Source organism: Bartonella sp. AP331QHHD (assembly GCF_042195905.1).
Classification (GTDB): Bacteria; Pseudomonadota; Alphaproteobacteria; order Rhizobiales; family Rhizobiaceae; genus Bartonella.
The window spans coordinates 151,762-170,761 of sequence record NZ_JBHIPG010000007.1 but is presented as its reverse complement, the minus strand read 5'-3'; the positions used below and the strand labels follow the sequence as shown (position 1 = coordinate 170,761).

General features: G+C 37.6%; 14 protein-coding genes and 1 pseudogene. 11 read left to right on the top strand and 4 right to left on the bottom strand.

From position 1 onward, the window contains the following. Nucleotides 1-19: 19 nt before the first annotated feature. On the top strand, nucleotides 20-496 hold the full coding sequence (locus ACFIMS_RS00970; protein WP_375612882.1) for a YaiI/YqxD family protein: 477 nt from the start codon (nucleotides 20-22) through the stop codon (nucleotides 494-496). Nucleotides 497-498: 2 nt separating this feature from the next. Here the strand turns inward: ACFIMS_RS00970 and ACFIMS_RS00965 are convergent, their stop codons facing one another. After that, nucleotides 499-1,194, bottom strand: a complete 696-nt coding sequence (locus ACFIMS_RS00965) for a TlpA disulfide reductase family protein (RefSeq protein WP_375612735.1) — start codon at nucleotides 1,192-1,194, stop codon at nucleotides 499-501. 32 nt (nucleotides 1,195-1,226) lie between these two features. Here ACFIMS_RS00965 and argH point away from each other — a divergent pair, with 32 nt between their 5' ends. The 5 genes from argH to ACFIMS_RS00940 all read left to right on the top strand — a co-directional run bounded on the left by argH (nucleotide 1,227) and on the right by ACFIMS_RS00940 (nucleotide 7,696). Continuing rightward, on the top strand, nucleotides 1,227-2,627 hold the full coding sequence (argH, locus tag ACFIMS_RS00960; protein WP_375612734.1) for an argininosuccinate lyase: 1,401 nt from the start codon (nucleotides 1,227-1,229) through the stop codon (nucleotides 2,625-2,627). Between the two features lie 51 nt (nucleotides 2,628-2,678). After that, the gene (locus ACFIMS_RS00955) at nucleotides 2,679-2,858 is read left to right on the top strand and encodes an LPS translocon maturation chaperone LptM (RefSeq protein WP_375622099.1); all 180 of its coding nucleotides are present in this window, start codon (nucleotides 2,679-2,681) and stop codon (nucleotides 2,856-2,858) included. 8 nt (nucleotides 2,859-2,866) lie between these two features. Continuing rightward, nucleotides 2,867-4,147: a diaminopimelate decarboxylase gene (lysA, locus tag ACFIMS_RS00950; protein WP_375628585.1), complete on the top strand. Its 1,281-nt coding sequence runs from the start codon at nucleotides 2,867-2,869 to the stop codon at nucleotides 4,145-4,147. Nucleotides 4,148-4,273: 126 nt separating this feature from the next. Next, a complete protein-coding gene (locus tag ACFIMS_RS00945) occupies nucleotides 4,274-6,703 on the top strand; it encodes a TIGR02302 family protein (RefSeq protein WP_375628587.1) in 2,430 nt (809 codons plus the stop codon). Nucleotides 6,704-6,925: 222 nt separating this feature from the next. Beyond that, complete coding sequence (locus ACFIMS_RS00940) at nucleotides 6,926-7,696, top strand: class I SAM-dependent methyltransferase (RefSeq protein ID WP_375612730.1); 771 nt, start codon at nucleotides 6,926-6,928, stop codon at nucleotides 7,694-7,696. Between the two features lie 901 nt (nucleotides 7,697-8,597). On the opposite strand, the gene ACFIMS_RS00935 is transcribed toward ACFIMS_RS00940, so the two are convergent. The 3 genes from ACFIMS_RS00935 to tsaD all read right to left on the bottom strand — a co-directional run bounded on the left by ACFIMS_RS00935 (nucleotide 8,598) and on the right by tsaD (nucleotide 12,392). Beyond that, nucleotides 8,598-9,278, bottom strand: coding sequence for a response regulator transcription factor (locus ACFIMS_RS00935; protein WP_375612220.1), 681 nt, complete (start codon nucleotides 9,276-9,278; stop codon nucleotides 8,598-8,600). A gap of 907 nt (nucleotides 9,279-10,185) precedes the next feature. Beyond that, the gene (locus ACFIMS_RS00930; protein ID WP_375612221.1) at nucleotides 10,186-10,620 is read right to left on the bottom strand and encodes an EVE domain-containing protein; all 435 of its coding nucleotides are present in this window, start codon (nucleotides 10,618-10,620) and stop codon (nucleotides 10,186-10,188) included. 677 nt (nucleotides 10,621-11,297) lie between these two features. Continuing rightward, complete coding sequence (tsaD, locus tag ACFIMS_RS00925) at nucleotides 11,298-12,392, bottom strand: tRNA (adenosine(37)-N6)-threonylcarbamoyltransferase complex transferase subunit TsaD (protein WP_375696295.1); 1,095 nt, start codon at nucleotides 12,390-12,392, stop codon at nucleotides 11,298-11,300. Between the two features lie 308 nt (nucleotides 12,393-12,700). On the opposite strand from tsaD, the gene ACFIMS_RS00920 reads away from it, so the two are divergent. The 5 genes and pseudogenes from ACFIMS_RS00920 to ACFIMS_RS00900 all read left to right on the top strand — a co-directional run bounded on the left by ACFIMS_RS00920 (nucleotide 12,701) and on the right by ACFIMS_RS00900 (nucleotide 18,232). Beyond that, complete coding sequence (locus ACFIMS_RS00920) at nucleotides 12,701-13,885, top strand: COG4223 family protein (RefSeq protein WP_375696294.1); 1,185 nt, start codon at nucleotides 12,701-12,703, stop codon at nucleotides 13,883-13,885. A gap of 11 nt (nucleotides 13,886-13,896) precedes the next feature. After that, nucleotides 13,897-15,456, top strand: a complete 1,560-nt coding sequence (locus ACFIMS_RS00915; RefSeq protein WP_375632428.1) for a heme biosynthesis protein HemY — start codon at nucleotides 13,897-13,899, stop codon at nucleotides 15,454-15,456. 146 nt (nucleotides 15,457-15,602) lie between these two features. Next, nucleotides 15,603-16,349, top strand: coding sequence for a glutamine amidotransferase (locus tag ACFIMS_RS00910; protein ID WP_375606037.1), 747 nt, complete (start codon nucleotides 15,603-15,605; stop codon nucleotides 16,347-16,349). A gap of 204 nt (nucleotides 16,350-16,553) precedes the next feature. Further along, nucleotides 16,554-16,658 (top strand): annotated as a pseudogene (locus ACFIMS_RS00905) (DUF4102 domain-containing protein); the annotation flags it as partial. A 587-nt stretch (nucleotides 16,659-17,245) separates the two neighbouring features. Further along, nucleotides 17,246-18,232 carry a DUF2125 domain-containing protein gene (locus ACFIMS_RS00900; protein WP_375696293.1) on the top strand — a complete coding sequence of 329 codons (987 nt, stop codon included), beginning with the start codon at nucleotides 17,246-17,248 and terminating at the stop codon, nucleotides 18,230-18,232. Nucleotides 18,233-19,000 lie beyond the last annotated feature (768 nt).

The window sequence follows — 19,000 nt, the reverse complement described above, 5'->3', positions numbered from 1 at the left end:
ATTGCTTGAAAGCCAAGGTATGATTATCCCAATAAAGCCTGCTATCACTTTGTTGATTGATGCAGATGCTTGTCCTGTAAAAGATGAAGTTTATCGTGTGATGAATCGTTATCAGCTTAAGACATTTGTTGTGGCAAATCGTTCTTTGTCCCTTCCAGATGAAGCACTCATTGAAAGAGTGGTCGTTGCTGGTGAATTCAATGGTGCTGATGATTGGATCGTAGAACATGTGCATGAGGCAAGTATCGTTATTACCAGTGATATTCCTTTAGCAGCGCGGGTTGTGCAAGCTGGGGGTTTTTGTCTTTCGCCAACGGGGCGTATTTTTGATGTAAATTCAATTGGTCAGGCTTTGGCGATGCGCAATTTGATGGAAGATTTGCGTGGACAGGGCAGTATAATAGGTGGTCCCCGTCCTTTTTCTCGTAAAGACCGTTCTGCTTTTTTGTCAGCACTGGATCTTGTTATACAACGTTTAAAAAGACGCGGTTATTAAAGTTATAGGGCTTCTTTAATGACTGCTTTTATAAGTGCTTTGGCATCGTCATTGGCCCATGGAGCTGCACCATTGAAGGAAGCAATGAGATATCCCTCTTTATCAATGAGCAATGTAATGGGGAGTCCTAAAGCGAGCCCCTGTTTTCTAACATTGTTGAAAATATCCATTGTTTCATCGCGATAGTAAAGCAAATTATCTGAATGAATATTCTGTAAAAATTGCTGAATTTTTTCAGGAGAAGCAGTTTTATCGATATTTATAGCTATGACATCAAAGTTTTCTCCACCTAATTCACGTTTTAATTGCGCAAGTTCAGGCATTTCTGTGCGGCAAGGTGCACACCAAATAGCCCATAGATTGACCAGCATTGGTTTTCCGATAAATTCGCTGAGTGTGTGCTCTTTTCCTAGAATATCCTTGAAAGAGAGTTTATTCATATCTGAGGGCGTATCAGCAAATCGTATGTGGCTAAAAAAGCCTTTTGCTGCTTTTCGTATCGCCATCATTTTTTCTGCTCGTGCTTTATCAGTATTTATTTCTTGTGCTTGTGCTGCTGAAATGAAATTGAAAAGAAAAAACTCTCTTTTGGTATCGTAGTTTATGGTTGCGTATAAACTCAATGCAATGATAAAGAATGCAAGGGAAAGTTGCCTTTTTTTATTGTTTTTTTTGCTGATGAAAATTTGAAAAATCATAATTTTGTCCTTTGGATGGGTGTTTTCAGAATATGACAGATGAGAAGTTAAAGAACCAAATGTGGGGTGGTCGGTTTGCGGCAGGCCCTGCTGCAATTATGGAAGAAATTAATGCTTCTATTGATTTTGATCAAAAACTTTATCGACAAGATATTGAAGGTTCTCTTTCTCATGCAGCTATGTTAGCGCAAACGAAAATCATTTCACAATCAGATTATGAAAAAATTGTTCATGGTTTGAAACTTATTCGCCAAGAAATTGAAGACGGTAAATTTGTTTTTTCACGAAAGCTTGAAGATATTCATATGAATATTGAAGCGCGGCTGAGCGAATTGATAGGTCCTGTAGCTGGGCGTTTGCATACGGCGCGTTCACGCAATGATCAAGTTGCTGTTGATTTTCGCTTGTGGGTACGTGAAGCAACGCAAAAGATAGCACAAGCTTTAAAAGGATTGATAGAGCAATTACTTATTCGCGCAGAACAACATGTTGATACCTTTATGCCAGGCTTTACGCATTTACAATTGGCTCAACCCGTAACATTGAGTCATTATATGATGGCTTATGTTGAAATGTTTGGTCGAGATTTATCGCGGATGCGTGATGCTCTTGAGCGAATGAATGAATCGCCTTTAGGGGCGGCTGCTTTAGCGGGGACAGGCTTTCCAATTGACCGTTTTATGACAGCAAAAGCGCTAGGCTTTCGCGAACCTACACGCAATTCAATTGATAGTGTTTCAGATCGTGACTTTGCATTGGAATTTTTAAGCGCTGGCGCTCTTTGTGCAACACATCTTTCACGTTTAGCAGAAGAAATAATTCTTTGGTCAAGTGAACAGTTTTGTTTTATTCATTTATCAGATGCTTTTTCAACAGGGTCTTCCATTATGCCACAAAAGAGAAATCCTGATGCGGCAGAGTTAGTACGAGCGAAAGCAGGTCGATTGAATGGTGCACTTATGGGATTGTTAACGGTGATGAAAGGATTACCGCTTGCTTATTCAAAGGATATGCAAGAAGATAAGGAATATGTGTTTGATGGGGCTTTGAGTTTGGAATTATCACTAGCAGCAATGACAGGGATGATTGCTGATTTGAAAGTGAATAAAAAAGCCATGAAACAAGCAGCGGATTTAGGGTATGCAACAGCTACAGATTTTGCGGATTGGCTTGTACGCAATTTAGGGATTCCTTTTCGCGAAGCACATCACATCACAGGGTGTGCTGTGGCATTGGCAGAAAAAAAACAGTGTCGCCTTCATGATTTATCATTAGATGAACTTCAAGCAATTTGTCCTGATATCAATGCGACACTTTTTGATGTTTTGACCGTTGAAAAATCTGTTGAAAGTCGTAAAAGCTTTGGGGGAACAGCGCCTTCAGAGGTTCTTCGGCAAATTGCGTATTGGAAAAAGCGTCTCGTGAGCGCTTGAGTGATTGTATTTTAAAGGTAACAAAGAGATCGAGATGAGGAAAGAGGACAGATGAAAATTATATTAAAGGGGTTGATAATTGTCCTTTTTGGGGGCTTGGGTATCGTTGGGTGTGGGCGTAAAGGGTCATTAGAGTTACCTCCTTCAACAGGAGTGAATTCTTCACAAGGAACTTTTGTTTCTCAAGGTAAAACAGATAAACCTTTTATTCTTGATCGGTTAATACAATAGGAATTTTTATGCGTTTTTTTTCTTATCATCAGGGTGTGCTTCACGCTGAAGGTCTTTCTCTTTTGGAACTTGCGCGAGAAGTTGAAACACCTTTTTATTGTTATTCAGCTAGCGCAATCGTTGCACATTTTAAAGATTATCAGAATGCATTTCATGATATGCCGAGTTTAATTGCTTATGCGGTTAAAGCGAATTCCAATCAAGCAGTTTTACAACTTTTAGCTAACAATGGAGCGGGAGCTGATGTGGTCTCAGAAGGGGAATTACGGCGTGCACTTGCTGTTGGTATTCCTGCGCAGAATATTGTTTATTCTGGTGTTGGTAAAACAGTGAGAGAAATAGATTTTGCTCTTGCACAAGATATTTATTGTTTTAACGTTGAATCAGAGCCAGAACTTGAACAATTATCGGCGCGGGCTGCTGCGCTTTCAAAAACGGCTCGTATTTCTTTACGCATTAATCCTGATGTGGATGCTAAGACTCACAAGAAAATTACAACAGGTAAGTCTGAGAATAAATTTGGTATTCCACTGTCTTTGGCGGGTGATGTATATAAAAAAGCAGCTCAATTGCCTGGTCTTCATGTGTGTGGTGTTGATCTCCATATTGGCAGTCAAATTTGTGATTTAAAACCGTTTGAAGATGCATTTGTTATTGTTGCAGATTTTGTGCGTCAATTATGGAATAATGGTTATGCGATAACCCATATCGATATTGGGGGCGGGCTTGGTATTCCTTATGGTTATGAGAAGCATCCAGTACCTTCTCCTTTTGAGTATGCAGCACTGGTAAAGAAACATATTGCGCCTTTAGGGATCAATATTATCCTAGAACCTGGGCGTAGTATTGTTGGTGAAGCCGGTGTGTTGGTGACATCGGTTGTGTATTTTAAAAAGGGGGAAGGACGAAATTTTGTTATTGTTGATGCGGCGATGAATGATTTCATGCGTCCAACGCTTTATGATGCGTGGCAAAATGTAATGCCAGTGAAAAAAACACCAATAGATGCCCCTCTGATTAATGCTGATATTGTCGGTCCTATTTGTGAAACTGGTGATTATTTAGGTTTGGAACGTTCTTTACCAGTGTTAAAAGCGGGTGATGTTTTGATGTTAACAGGAGCAGGGGCTTATGGCGCAGTGATGGCAAGCACTTATAATAGTCGACTTTTGGTGCCGGAAGTTCTGGTTCAGGATACGCGTTATGCAGTCATTCGTCCACGCCTTGATTATGCACAATTGATAGGCTGTGATCATATTCCAGATTGGATTGAGCCCAAATTAGATTGAGCATTATTAAATATTTTGGGTCTTATTTTTACTAAACTTTGATGAAACAATTTATTTTCTAGAAATTGTTTTGTATGGGGTTTATGATCTTAATGCACCACGATAAAAGGGGATAAATGCTTGTTTATGAAAAATAAAAACATCAAAGGTTTTGCAATGAAGCTTTTGTGTGTGCGCATTTTGATGTGGGGGATCCTTTCATTTGAACGGATGTGGGTACGGTTGTTGCCATTTTTCCTCGTTCTTAGTCTCTTTTGTTCGTTTAGCTGGTTGGGACTTTTTGGTATTTTGGGCTATTGGTCACATTTGCTCTTACTTGGGGTTATACTTATTTGTGCTGGGGCGAGTTTATTTTTTCTTATTCGTTTTCGGTTTCCCACAATGCGGGAAGTAAATTGCCGCCTTGAACGCGTCAATGATCTTAGACACCAGCCTTTGAATATTCAGACAGATCGTTTATGTTCTGAAAATGATGAAGATTTTAGTGCTGTTATTTGGCGTGAACATCAACGCCGAATGGCAAAGCAATTATACCATTTAAAAACTGGATTTATCTCTCTTAATAATGCGGATTATGATCCTTTGGCTTTGAGGGCTTTGTGTGCTCTTCTTTTTGTGTGCGCTTTTAGTTTTTCTTTTGGTTCACAAGGGGGGCGTTTGGCTGATGCCTTTGATTTTCGTCCTATCGTTGATGAAAAACTCATGCGGATTGATGCTTGGGTAACACCACCTGCTTATACCGGTGTGGCACCGATTTATTTGACAAAAGATGAGAAAACACAACTAGAAATCCCTGAAGGGAGTAATGTTGTTGTGCGTGTTGTCAATGGGGCTGGCATTACAGTAAAAGCAAAGTCTGTAGAAGATGGGAGGGAAGTTTCGTTTTCAGAGAAAACGGAACAAACAGCTTTGAATGATCCAATTGTTCATTTTGAAACACATTTAAAGCATCCAATAAATTTATTTGTATCATCACGTCGTAAAAAACAGCAATGGCATTTGCAGATAATTAAGGACACGCGTCCAACAATTCATTGGTTGGAAAAACCAGGGAGGATTTTAACGGGATCATTGGAGTTACGATATGTGGTGGATGATGATTATGGTGTGACAAAGGCTTTTGTTGAAATAGAGCCTTTTCTTCCTCAGAATAAAAGTGCTTCTTCTCTTTATAATGCTCCGGAAATAGAACTTCTTCTTCCGCGTGGTGGAAAGGGGAAAATGCGAATGGTGCAGGATATATCAGCGCATCCATGGGCAGGTTCGCAAGTCAAAATTACTTTGGTGGCAGAAGATGGTGCGGGGCAGAAAGGGCGTAGCAAAACTTTTGTTATGATATTACCACAGCGTGTTTTTTCGAATCCTGTTGCACGCGCAGTGGTTGAATTGCGTCGTCTATTAGCTCTTGATGCTTCTGTGAAAGAGCGTGTATTGGATATGCTTTCTGCTTTGCTTGTGCGTCCAGAAAAGGGGTTGCAAAATGCATCGCATTTTATTGTTCTACAAAGTGCGTGGACAAGACTTTCTTTAGCACAAACAGACGAGGATTTGCGCGATGTGGTGGATTATTTATGGCAAATTGCTTTGGGTATTGAAGATAATCAGCTTGAATCCGTGCAAAAAAAGTTAAAACAAGCACAAGCTGCTTTACGTGATGCATTGCGTTACGGTGCTTCAGCGGCAGAAATTGAACGGCTTATGGCAGATTTACGTCAAGCTATGGATGAGTATATTCGTGCTTTGGCTGAAAAAGCACCGGATAGTCAAGTTTCTAAAAATTCTAAAAGCTCAAAAAGTCCTAATCTTTCTGAATCTACATTACAAGAAAAGCTAAATTTAATTGAGGAAATGGCTAAAACGGGCTCTTCTTTAGCAGCTGAACAACTCTTGGCGGAAGTTGAACAGACGCTTGATCATTTGCATGTGCAAAAAGGCAATCAAAATGAGGGAGAAAAAAGCCAATCTGCACAAATGAAAGAAAAGATGGACCAGCTTGGAGATTTAATGCGTCGTCAGCAAGAAATTCTCAATGAAACACATCAGTTAGAGATGGAACAAAAACGCGGAGAAAATGTACCGGAAACACAAAAAAAATCTTTAAAAAAACGTCAAGCTGAATTGCAATCTGAATTATCAACATTAGAAAAAGAATTATCAGAACAAGGATTTGAAACAGGGGGGGCGTTGAAAAGGGCAGAAGAAAAAATGAATTCTGCGGAAAATGCTCTTGATAATGGAAATCATCAGGTATCTATACAAAATCAGTCTGATGCTTTGGAATCTTTGAGGCAAGGTGCACAAAATGTTTTGAAAAAAATGCGCGAAACACTTAAAGAAACGGGAGATGATCAAAATGCTGATTTTGGTCCTAAAGATCCGTTAGGACGTCCACTTTCTTCAACAACAGATGAAGAACAAGAAGGCGAGGCACTACCACAAGAAAGTGATCAAATGCGTACGCGGCAGATTTTGGATGAAATTCGCAAACGTCTTGGTAAAGAGCATCTTTCAGAAGAAGAAAAAAACTATCTTGAAAGATTGCTTCATTTTAATTAACCAGTGTTGGCTTTTTTCTTAATTGATGTCAAAAACAGTATATGAAGAACCTCTATGGGGTTTATCTCCAAAAAAATGATTAAAGTGCTTGTAAGGCAATAATCATCCTATTGTACTGATTTTTTAATCATTTAAGTTTAAAATATGCAATATTGAAATGTTCGCTATTGCGGAAAAAAAGCAGAAGTCCATATAGGTTTGGTATATGAAAATCTGTAATGTTTGAAATTTGTTTCTACATGGTATGTTGAGTTGGATATCGTTACGCTGAAAGATTTTTATGCTTCTGCACTTGGACTGCGTGTACAAAAAACGCTGTGTGACCAATTGAATTTATGGTGGCCTGATCTTACGGATAAACGGATTATGGGATTGGGTTATGCACTTCCTTATCTTTCTACATTGCGTGAACGTGCCCAACAATGTTTTGCTTTTATGCCAGCTTCTCAGGGTGTTTCGCCTTGGCCTTGTTCTGAGCAAGTTGCTACAGCGCTTGTTTTTGAAGAAGATTTGCCGCTTCCGGATGCGTCAGTTGACTGTATTTTATTGGTACATGCATTAGAATATACAGAAAATTCATTTGAAACGTTGAATGAAATATGGCGTGTTTTAGCACCCAATGGCCACTTGATCGTTATTGTACCTAATCGCTCTGGCTTTTGGGCGCGCAATATTACTACGCCCTTTGGTTATGGCGAACCCTATAGTCGGCAACAAATTACTCGTTTGTTCGAAAAAACAAATTTTGTTTCTGGACCAATACAAGAAATTGTACACTATATGCCCTCTACGGGGTATTTTTCGCGGTTGCTCTCATTTTTTTACGAGCCATTTGCTCGCTATCTTTTGCCTTATTTTGGTGGACTCTTAATGTGTCAGGCACAAAAACGTGTTTATCAGGGTTTGCTCGTACAGCGTCGTCAGTCGCGACGTATTTTTATTCCTGCTTTATCACCACAGACAAGAAATATTTTAATTTATAAAGATAATTAATCATTTTGTCATTGTCATAAGAATCGCAAATATAGAGGCATTCTCTTATTTCAATTTTTTGCATTTACAATTAAAAAATATTCTTTTGTACATTAATATGTGGAATTGGTATGTGAATAAAAATCTCAAGTATCTATATACCGAACCATATTTCATGAATAGTGGAAACATTTTAAAAGAAAAAAATGCTGGTATCTTCGTAAACGTAAAAATAGCAGAGTCCAAGAGATCTTACATAATATGGTTTATGGTGGTTAAAAACTGTACAAGGAAGGATTACAATGCTTCTTATAAACCATCTCAAGTATCAAGGGCTCCTCTGCAACATAGAGATCTAACATAAGTGTGTGATGGTGCTGGCTTGTTCTTTTATAAGCATAAAGATGGTGATGCCCAGTGGCTTTATCGTTAGGATAAACATTTAGCGTTATATCATGAATTATATAACCTCTTAAGAGGAGATAAAGTCATAAAGAATGGAGGAAAACTATAAAGATAAAAAACATCTCTCAAGTTAGGTTAGTGAATGTGAGATAAAGCAGTGCGTGGAGCGGTTTTTCTGAAAAAAATAATCATAAATAGCACTCATCTAAAGATGATAGTTATGATCAAGAATGTTGCTAAAAGATATCACGATTATTTATATGCGAAACATATTAAAAACTTTAGAAAGAACAAAAGCATGTGAAACAGAAGTTACAAAGTATATCGTGAGGGTTGAAAGCATTTTTGTTTTTGGTTCTCATGTTGGAATATTTCGTTTTTTATTCATAATGTTATATATTTTGTCATAAGAGTAAGTTCTATGTAATAGCATTCGAATTATATGCGAAGGTTTTTTCATCTCGTTTCTGTTTTCATTTAGAATATTAAAATTATTTTTGAAACAGAAAATCTCGAATTAAAGATTTAAACGGTAACCATTTTGATCTGTTATGAGAATTTGCGCATTGGAGGGATCGTTTTCGATTTTTTGTCGCAAACGATAGATATGGGTTTCTAAAGTATGGGTGATAATATTTTCATTATATCCCCAAACTTGTTCTAACAATGTTTCACGGCTGACAATTTTATCATTGGCATGATAGAGACATTTAAGGATCGCTGCTTCTTTTTCTGTGAGACAGATTTTATTGTTGCATTGATCAAGAAGAAGTTTTTGTCTTAGTTTAAAAGTATAGGGACCAATATGAAAGGTTGCGTCTTCATTTTGTTCATATTGGCGCAACTGTGCTCGAATTCTCGCTAATAACACCGCAAAGCGAAAGGGTTTTGTTACATAATCATTGGCGCCTGTTTCAAGATCTAAAATATTATCACAGTCTGTATCATAATTTATTATCATGATAATGGGGGCACGAAATCCTTGGGTGCGTAATTGTTTAACGGCTTTGTAGCCATCAAGATCAGGAAGTTGAAATCCCAAAATAGTGAGATCAATATTTTCTTCTTGGATTATTCTCATTCCCGCTTCTGCTGTTTTTGCTTGGAAAATTTTAAACTCTTGATGCATTTGCAATTGTTCTACTAAAATAGGGCGTAGATCATCGTCTTCAACGATTAAAAGAGTATAGTGGTTCATGTTTTTCCTTATAGGCATGTTGATGCACTGATTGATATAGTTTCATGAAAAATAAGATTTCATGCAAGAAAAATTAAAAGAGGAAAATTAAAAAAGAGCGCTTCTAAAAAATAAACTTTTATAATTTCTAATGGTTGCTTGCTGAAAAGACGGTATTCCGTCTGCAGGGTATTTTACGTATTGGTTGGAAGCGTTTTTTTATGTTCTAGAACGTGTTTTAGCTATTGAGTGTCATCATCTTTACGCTTTATGGAGAAACAAGGTGTGGCACTATCATTCACTTTGCCAGCTCGTGGGTGTTGCGGACAGTCCTTGGCACTTGAGACGATTCATAGGAGGAATTTTTAGTCCTTTCTTTCACGGTTTTTTCCATATGGGACTTTCTCCGTTTAGAATGTGCAAGCAAATAGCCTTTGATTGATTCAATATAAACAGGTTGGGAATGAGAGAATCCTGCGGTATGAGGCGCACTCGTCCAACATGCAAAACAATGAACACGCAATATGATGCGTTTTTTAAGCGTGAAGAGAATTGTGCAACACCTAGCACATATGCACTGTTTAGGAGAATTTCACGATCATTTTTATTGTTTTTTATCCACGTTCAGTTTTGTTTTTTTGTTGCATTTGTGTGTGAAGGGGCTGTGTGTTATGTTCGTGGTGTTGCTTATTATAATTGTTGAGCAAGCTTTGCCTTTAGCAATGCCGAAAAGATGCATCATAAAGAGGTTTTTTGTGTAATTTGGAAGGAGACTGTATTGAGAAAGAGTGCAGGATAAAAAATGACAAAAAAAATATCATATTTATGCATTTAGCATGAGAATACCTCAACAGAAGGAGGTGTTGTGCTTATTCTTCTGCGCTATGAAGCATCTTTTTATATGAGTTAATGAATAAAAATTATTGTTTTAAGATAAAAGCATTTCCCTCTTAAGGTTGCCCATCAAACAGACTTCTTTCCATTCATCTTCTGTCACGGGTTGCACTGATAAGCGGCTGGCTTTGACCAGCACCATATTTGCTAGTTTGGGATTAGCTTTAATTTGTTTTAATGAAACAGGTGTTGGCATGTCACAAAGTGCACGGATGTCCACACATTCCCAGCGTGGATCAGAGCTTGTAGAATCAGGGTGTGCTTCAGCACATATTTCTACAATTCCTACAATTTCTAAACCTTTATTTGAATGATAAAAAAAACCTTTATCACCATATTTCATAGTGCGCATATTATTACGAGCTTGATAATTGCGTACACCATCCCATTGTTCGCCATCAGCTCCTTTTTTCTTTTGCATCTCCCATGACCATTTATGGGGTTCAGATTTAAAAAGCCAATAAGCCATGAGTTCTCCTTTTTCATAGACTGTTATGTATTTATCATACGGATTTTTATAAGTATTTTCGTAATATCCTTAACGATAATTTTAAAAATGGGGTAAAGAATTTCTTATTTCAAAATAACTTGTATATAGAAAAATGCGCTCCATTGATATTTTATGTTGTATAAAGGTATTTTGCTTATCTTGTAGCAGAAAAATATATCAGTGTATCGAAGTAATAGACTTAAAATTGCTCAGCCATGTGGAAGCTTAATCATCTTTTCAGCTGCTGTTTGAAATGTAGTTACTATAGGATCATTGGAGCATTGCGTTGGAGAGAATTTAGCAAGAAAATTGGTTCTAAAAAGCTTTAAAATTACAATGACAATGAAACGAATAAATGATCAAAGATGATGAGGTCAACGAATGGCATTCATATCTATGCTTTGTGGGATAGAGTGCGTCTTATTATGCTGTAAAATACCGTCATTTGAAGTGTAATGATATAAGGCAGTTTTTTGAAACATGAAGTTTTTAAGAATGTGTGGTGAATATTTAGGTTTACGTATCGATCTTTGGGTTAAGTGAATTGTGTGAGTGGGAAGCAGGTGGAATCTGCTCGATAGAGAATTCGGACTATCTATAGACCGGATTGAGTAGAAATCTTCGTTCTTTAATATGTGTGTAGGACGTCAATTTTATTATGCTTTTGTTCCACGGCGACCCATCCCAATCAAGGGGGGGGCTTTTTCATCTAATGGCCAGCGTGAGCGAGGGGCAATATCAAGAGGGCTTGTTTCTCCTCGTGCAAGCTTTTGTGCACCGGCAAAAGCAATCATTGCAGCATTATCGGTACACAAGGAAAGAGGAGGGGCTATAAATTCAAAACCATGTTGATGGGCAAGTTCTTGTAATGTAGAGCGAATGGCTTGGTTTGCGGCAACACCGCCTGCGACAACCAAAGCAGGAGAACGCTTTTCTTGATTATGAGAGAGAGGATATTGGTGGGCAAAGTGTTGTAGAGCGAGGTGAACGCGATCACGTACTGTATCGGTTACGGCGGCTTGAAAACTTGCGGCAATGTCAGCAATATCATTTTCTGTAAGAGGAGCTATGGCTGTTGCGGCTTGTCGAACAGCAGTTTTGAGTCCTGAAAAAGAAAAATCTAATCGTTTTTCACCTTTTAAAGGACGTGGAAGAGGGATGCGATTTTTATCACCAAATAAAGCTGCTTTTTCAAGTGCTGGTCCACCAGGATAAGGAAGACCTAAAAGTTTTGCTGTTTTATCAAAGGCTTCTCCTAATGCATCATCAATAGTGGTTCCTAAACGTTGGTAGTTGCCTACTCCATGAACAATGATTGTTTGTGTATGACCCCCTGAAACTAAAAGTAATAAATAAGGAAAGCTGACGTTGTGCGTTAACACAGCTGTTAAAGCATGTCCCTCTAAGTGATTTACCGCAATAAATGGTTTGCCAGTGGCAAGAGAGAGTGCTTTTGCGCTCATAACGCCTACCAACAATCCTCCTATCAAACCAGGTCCACTGGTGGCTGCAATGCCATCAATATCTTTTAATTTTGTGTTTGCTTCTGTTAGTGCTTGCAGAATTAAATGATCAAGAACTTCAACATGGGCACGAGCAGCAATTTCAGGAACAACACCGCCGTAAGGTGCATGGTGATCAATTTGACTCCAAACAACATTGGAAAGAATTTGGCTGTTTGATTCATTGTTATATTCAATGACAGCTGCTGCCGTTTCATCACAACTTGTTTCTATTCCCAGCAGACGCATTTTAAACAAAACCTTATATTGAAGCTTCTTTCCTGCGTGCGTACCATGAACAGAAAAAGATGCAAAGTATTTCTCTTAGAATTGATTTTTCTATGAAAAATATGTGTTTTGGCATTTTCTTTGAATTTTATGATATCATGGATTAAAAAATAAAGCTGTATTTTCGAGTATAAAATGCAAATGTTTTTTTTTAAACTTGTCTATTAAAGGCGATAATTGTAAATATTATTGAGAAAAGCTGCGTTTTTAAAACTTTTTTCATTTTATTATTTTATCATTAAAAAAAGTGTGCACGAAAAGTGACAGAGATGGTCGATTCTTCAAAACCAAAAGTTAAACCACATTATGCTGGTACGCGCCGTAAGAAACCAGTTATTGAACATGAAGCTGTTCCCCATGATTCAGAGGAAAAAATCCATAATTCTGTAGAATCTCATGCGCGAGAAAAACAGAATATGCAAGGTCAGGATAAAAGTATCTCTAGTACAACTTGGCTTTTCTTGTCCCTTTCTGGGATTTTGGGAGGATTCATTGCTTTGGGAGTTTTTATGGGGCTTCAATGGGCTGGTTTTTTTCCTTCTCCTTTTGTGGAAAATTCTGCTGGAGGAGAAAAAGCTTTGCAGATTGCTGAAGCCGCAAAAAGTCAAGGTGAAGACACAAAGGAACAATTGAGGCGGGTCTTTCAAGAAATTGATACGTTAAAAACAGAGTTTTCTTCTTTTTCATCACAACAGTTTAAAACAACGAAAAATGATGAACTATCGAAAGAAGAAAGCAAAAAAGCTTTTGCGATTTTAGAGGAAAAAGTAAAAGCTCTTGAAGAAATTGTACAAACTTTTGTTAGAAAGTCGAAAGAGATAGAGACGGCTTTGTCTGTTGGGCAGAGCAATGCAAATGATCTTGCTGCGTTAAAACAACAGTTAGAAGCACTACAGGAAGAAACTGCTGTTAAAAATAGTGAGAAAAAAGAAATAGATACCGCGCTCTTTACTGCAATTAGTTCATTAAAAAATGCTATAGAGCGTGGTGGATCTTATAATAATGAATTAAAGCTGTTACAACAATTATCGCCTTCGATTAATGGACTTGATGTGTTGCAAAAAACAGCTACTGTGGGTCTTCCAAGTTCAGCACAACTTTCAGTTGATTTTGCTCATGTTGCTGATGCAATTGTTGGTACGCAAAATCTTGTTGCGTCAGATGCTGGTTTTTTTGACCGAATTTTAGCGTGGATAAAAGGGCTCATTGTTTCGCGACCGATTGGAAATGTTGAAGGGACAACGCTGGGGGCTATTGCGGCACGCATGGAAGTTGCCATTCAAGCTGGTGATTACGAAAAGGCTTTGAGCGAATGGCAATCATTGCCCCAAAGTGCAAAAGATGTTTCAATGGATTTTGTTAAGCAGCTTGAAAGACATATTGCTATTCAACAGTTGTTGCAGCAATTGTTATTGTCTGTGCAACAAGGATCTTTTAAAGCAACAAAGATGTAAATAGGCCCAAGATGATACGTGTTTTTATTTATATTTTTGTTGTTTGTATCCTCGGTTTAGCTTTCACGTGGGTTGCTAATCACAATGGTATTTTTGTTCTCACATTTTTGCATTTCAGATTTTCTGCTTCATTTCTTACAGTGTTAAGTGTGCTTATTTTATTTTTTGTAACGCTGGTGCTTTTATGGTGGTTATTGTCTTTCTTTTTTTCCATACCGAATGCTCTTTCCAATTATTTTTATAAACGCCATCAAAAGCGTGGTTACGAAGCTCTTTCAAAGGGGATTCTTGCAACTTTTGCTGGTGATAGTATGGTTGCGCAAAAAATGGAAGCACGTGTTGCTAAATATCTTGCAGGGAAACAAGAGCCATTGGTAAAACTCTTACAAGCGCAAACCTTGTCTTTACAAAATGACTCTGTTCGCGCCATCGGTCTTTATGAAGAGATGAGAAAGGAAGATCCGACAAAACTGGTTGGACTTTATGGTTTGTTTCGTGAAGCAATGAAGAGTAAAGCTTATGAGGCAGCGCAACAATATGCTGAAGAGGCACTGACTTTATCGCCAGCACTTTTATGGGCGCATCAGGCGGTGCTTGATCGGTTAAGTACTGAGGGTAAATGGGATAAGGCACTTACTATTTTTGAAAGAACGCAAAAAGCTCTCCCGCGTTCTATTCGCGCGATTCCAGAGCGGCAGCATATACAGGTTTTACTACTAAGTGGGCAGGCACTTTCTTTGTTTGATACACATCCTGTACAAGCACGTGAAGCTATTTTGAAAGCCCATAAATTGGCGCCTGATTTTGTTCCAATAATAGTTATTGCTGCTGATATTCTTTATAAATTAAACGAAACGCGTAAAGCGGATAAAATGATTATAGCGGCTTGGCAAAAGGAGCCTCATCCTGACTTGGGAGCGCTTTATCTTGAAAGAGAAGAAGGAGCCATTGGGCGATTGAAAAGGGCTAAGACACTTGCTTCTTATAATAAAGATGCATTTGAGTCGGCTTTCCTTATTGCTAAAGCAGCTTTGGATGCTGGTGAAACAGCATTAGCAAGAGAGAAGGCACAAAAAGCATTACAATGTCATCCACGGGAAAGTGTTTATTTATTGTTGGCAGATATTGAAGAGGCACAGGGAAACAATCAAGGTGCTGTGCGTCAATGGCTTTCTTTAGCACTTCGTGCTGAACGTGATCCAGTGTGGATGTGTGATGGGGCCATTTTTTCTTCTTGGTCAGTGGTTTCTCCAATCAGTGGACGTTTGGGCTGTTTTGAATGGAAGGCACCTCCTTGTATGCCTTCTCTCACATTAGAGGCGGACAATATTGTGTCGAAAAGGCAAGACAAAGAGTATGTTATGGGAAAAAGTGATGATGTTGGAGATAAGAAGCTTGAAAAATTAACACCTATAGATGATTCTCTTTTGCATAATGTGCAGGTGGAGAAACAAGATATAAAAGAAAAAGATGTAAAAATGTTCAGTCAAACTCACTTAAATGTTGATGATCCAGGGGTTAAAACAGAAGAAGAAACATCTTTATCGAGGAAAAAATTTCGTTTATTTTAAATTGCACCAATGTGATAATACGAATGTTTTCTCAGAAGAAACAATTGACCTAGAAGAAAAAATATCGTTAGTCTTGTCCAATAAAATTATTCTCTTATGCTTTAAAAATAAAGTTTTGCTTGGTAGCAGAGGTGATTGGTTAAAAAATGTTTTTAAATCAGAGATGTCTTGATAAAAAACAAAAAAATAACAAACCAAGGATTGCTGTCGTTATTCATCGGCGCTCTACCTATACTGGTCGGTTGGGAAAATTTTTACAACAAAATGGTTTTGTTCTTGATATTTATCGTCCTATTTTTGGACAAAAACTCCCTGATACATTAGAGCATTATGCCGGCGTTGTTATTTTAGGGGGACCGATGAGTGTGAATGACAGCGAAGCCTATATTGGTGAGGAAATTGATTGGATTTCGTTATCACTAAAGGAAAATAAGCCTTTTTTGGGTATTTGTCTTGGAGCACAAATGTTAGCGCGAAATCTAGGGGGGCGCGTTGGTACAAGAAGTGATGGGACTGTTGAAGTCGGCTGGTATCCACTAGAAGCAACCCCACAAGGGAAGGAATTGATGAATTGGCCAGAGATGGTCTACCATTTCCATGATGAAGGTATTTATGATTTACCGAAAGAGGCAATGCTTTTGGCAACAGGGAATACATATCCTACACAAGCTTTTCGTTATGGAAACAATGCATGGGGCTTGCAGTTCCATGCTGAATTTACACGCGCTATGATGCGGCGTTTGGTCGTGCGTTCGGCACATAAATTGACTGAAAAAGGTGCTCAACCTGCTTGTGCACATTTGAAAGGTCGTTTAATCTATGATCGAGCTTTGAGCCAATGGTTTGAAAGCGCATTACACCAGATTTTTTGTACACCGCCCGTACTTGTGTGATTGTTGACAACGAATTGATTTATATAGGTAATTCACGGTTTTGTATATTGAATGAGAACCCCGAATATAGTAAAGTTTTTTCATTCCAAACCTGTATATGTTGATTCAATAAAAACTTCTTGCTTGCATGTCACAAGTAGGGCTGGCGTGTGGGCAAAAACTGTATAAGAAAAGACTAAAAATGCTTCTTATGAACTGTTTTAAGTGTCAAGGGTTGTCGCAACATTTGGAGGCTAGCCAAATATAATGATGGTGCTGGCTTGGCTCCTCCATAAGCGTAAAGATGGGGGAGCTCAATGGCTTTATCGTTAAGAGACACTATTCATTATCATTTTTGTTGTGCTGTAAAACAGTATGGTTTAAGGCAGAGGTAGAAAATCTATGTAAAACTTTACACATGAGGTGTTTTTTGTTAAAGGGTGTAATGGGTTTTTTTTTAAGAAAATCTTGTTTATTAAGCTTATGAGATACTGTACTTTAGAATGATGTATAGGGACTTCTTGAAGTGATCAGTAGATAAAATCCGATCGATTAAGAAGTTGGATTGTGTATAAACTGAATGTGGTTGGGAATCTTTATCCTTTTTAGGGTGGGGAGGAAGTTAAGAGATAAAGAAAGTTTGAATATTGTCTAAATCCTTTCAAATACCATCATCACAAAAANTGGGAATCTTTATCCTTTTTAGGGTGGGGAGGAAGTTAAGAGATAAAGAAAGTTTGAATATTGTCTAAATCCTTTCAAATACCATCATCACAAAAAAGTTTTTCTTTGAGTTATTTAATTTGTGGGCTCTTTTGTTTTGCTCTGATATTTATTTATAGCGCACTCTGGTTTTTTTTTCACGTAAAATAGAAGACTATGTTTCTGATATATTCACAAAAGTATCTTCCCATAATATGGCGGCGGTATGTGAGAATGTGCACAAGGATGGTTATCCTTTACGTGTCGGTGTTGTTTGTGACAAGTTTCAATTTTCTTGGCCTTTACATGGGTTTTCTTTATCGACGGGGCGTTTGACAGCTGGTGCACCAATTTACGCACCTCATTTGGTCGAGTTTAATGTTCATTCTCCTGCATTAATTGTTTTTTCCGGAAAAACTCCCATAGTATCGCATTGGCGCAATTTGGTGATTGAAACAGAGCCTTATTGGAAAACGGGTAAAACATTGAAGTTTATAGCTGAAGGGCTTGAGATTTCATCTTTTTCCTCTTCCCCTGAAGATCAAAAGCTTCAAGAAGCATTAAGAGCACAAACGATAGATAAAAAAACGACACAAGAAAATATTGAAGATCCGGCATCTTTGCAAAATACGCATAACGTGATTATTCAGCCGTTAGAGCCAAAAGAAGCTTCCCCAAAAATAACGGCAGAATTTTTGCGTTTTGATCTAAAACATGAAAAGAATGATTTATCGGGACATATAACTTTTGACGGTTTTGATGCTTCTCCTTTTTTAAAATCTTCTTTTGTTGATATTCCTAAAATTGATGGCAATTTGAAATGGATTTTAAATGACATTTCTTTTTTGTCTGAAGATGAAGAAAAAAATTGGAAACAGCGACTGTATGGAAAAAGTGGACTTTTAAAGCAAGGTGAATTGACTTTTCATACAGGTGGTGCAGTGCGTATTAGTGGACCTTTTTCTTTTGATGATGAAGGATATTTGACAGCAAAATTTGAACTTGTCCTTATTCAGTCCATGAAGCTTCTTGACACTCTGCAGCGCTTATTTCCCACGCAAGCCAATAATCTTCAAGCGTTATTTTTTATTTTGAGTGCTTTGCCTAAAAATGCGGACGGCGCTCCCGTTCTTTCTTTGCTCATTAACAATGGGTGGGTAAAACTGGGATTTTTAAAACTTGGTCGTCTTGCTCCACTTTAGGTGTTGTACCAAAGCCTTTTTTCATCTTTACTATCAAATTTCGACTTTTTCTGATTTTCACACTTTTTTGCAATTTTAGAGTGTCAAAATCTATTTTAACAAAATGCGTATTTAATGGTAAAAAAATAGCTATAAAAATAAAAAATTACCACTTACTCCTAACTCGTCCAACCTCTTTTCACTTAGTACAAAATCTTATGTCAAACTACATATAGCAACAGTGTTTCTATGGAAAAAGTGGCATTTTAAAGTATGCTGAATTGCCTTTTTATACAGGTGGTGTGGTACTTGTTAGGAACCTTTTTCTTTATATATGGAATGAGCATATTGCATATATCTGTTTGGGTGTAACCTCTTAAAACAAGTAAATAGCCTAGTTGGAGGAAGATATGAAGTTGTAAAGGGGAAAATCAACATCCATCTTTACTGTCATTTTTTATTCGATTTTACGCATTTCAAAAGCAGTTATAGTTATATCTTTTAAATAATGGATTAAGCTTATCCTTTTATTTCTGATATTTTTTAATGAAGCCATATGTCTTCCACGTAAAACAGAATATATTTGTATTGCATATTTACGTATTTATTAAAACAATATTTCTCAGTGCTTCTTATTTCACGATGTCGCCTATGAATGGTATAAGGATAAAGCCATTAAGCACCATCATCTTTTCGGTTACGGAGTAACAAGCTAGGGGAAAACATCATCATATTATATTTGCTAACTCCCAATGTTACTGCAGCTTTTGGCACTTGAGGCGGTTTATG

Coding starts and splice junctions, on each gene's coding strand:
- tsaD (WP_375696295.1), bottom strand. CDS start 12,392: ATGCGTCTGCTGGGAATAGAAACAAGTTGTGATGAAACGGCAGCAGCT.
- ACFIMS_RS00955 (WP_375622099.1), top strand. CDS start 2,679: ATGAAAATTATATTAAAGGGGTTGATAATTGTCCTTTTTGGGGGCTTG.
- argH (WP_375612734.1), top strand. CDS start 1,227: ATGACAGATGAGAAGTTAAAGAACCAAATGTGGGGTGGTCGGTTTGCG.
- ACFIMS_RS00970 (WP_375612882.1), top strand. CDS start 20: ATGATTATCCCAATAAAGCCTGCTATCACTTTGTTGATTGATGCAGAT.
- ACFIMS_RS00935 (WP_375612220.1), bottom strand. CDS start 9,278: ATGAACCACTATACTCTTTTAATCGTTGAAGACGATGATCTACGCCCT.
- ACFIMS_RS00930 (WP_375612221.1), bottom strand. CDS start 10,620: ATGGCTTATTGGCTTTTTAAATCTGAACCCCATAAATGGTCATGGGAG.
- ACFIMS_RS00910 (WP_375606037.1), top strand. CDS start 15,603: ATGTTTTTAAATCAGAGATGTCTTGATAAAAAACAAAAAAATAACAAA.
- lysA (WP_375628585.1), top strand. CDS start 2,867: ATGCGTTTTTTTTCTTATCATCAGGGTGTGCTTCACGCTGAAGGTCTT.
- ACFIMS_RS00900 (WP_375696293.1), top strand. CDS start 17,246: ATGGCGGCGGTATGTGAGAATGTGCACAAGGATGGTTATCCTTTACGT.
- ACFIMS_RS00915 (WP_375632428.1), top strand. CDS start 13,897: ATGATACGTGTTTTTATTTATATTTTTGTTGTTTGTATCCTCGGTTTA.
- ACFIMS_RS00965 (WP_375612735.1), bottom strand. CDS start 1,194: ATGATTTTTCAAATTTTCATCAGCAAAAAAAACAATAAAAAAAGGCAA.
- ACFIMS_RS00945 (WP_375628587.1), top strand. CDS start 4,274: ATGAAAAATAAAAACATCAAAGGTTTTGCAATGAAGCTTTTGTGTGTG.
- ACFIMS_RS00920 (WP_375696294.1), top strand. CDS start 12,701: ATGGTCGATTCTTCAAAACCAAAAGTTAAACCACATTATGCTGGTACG.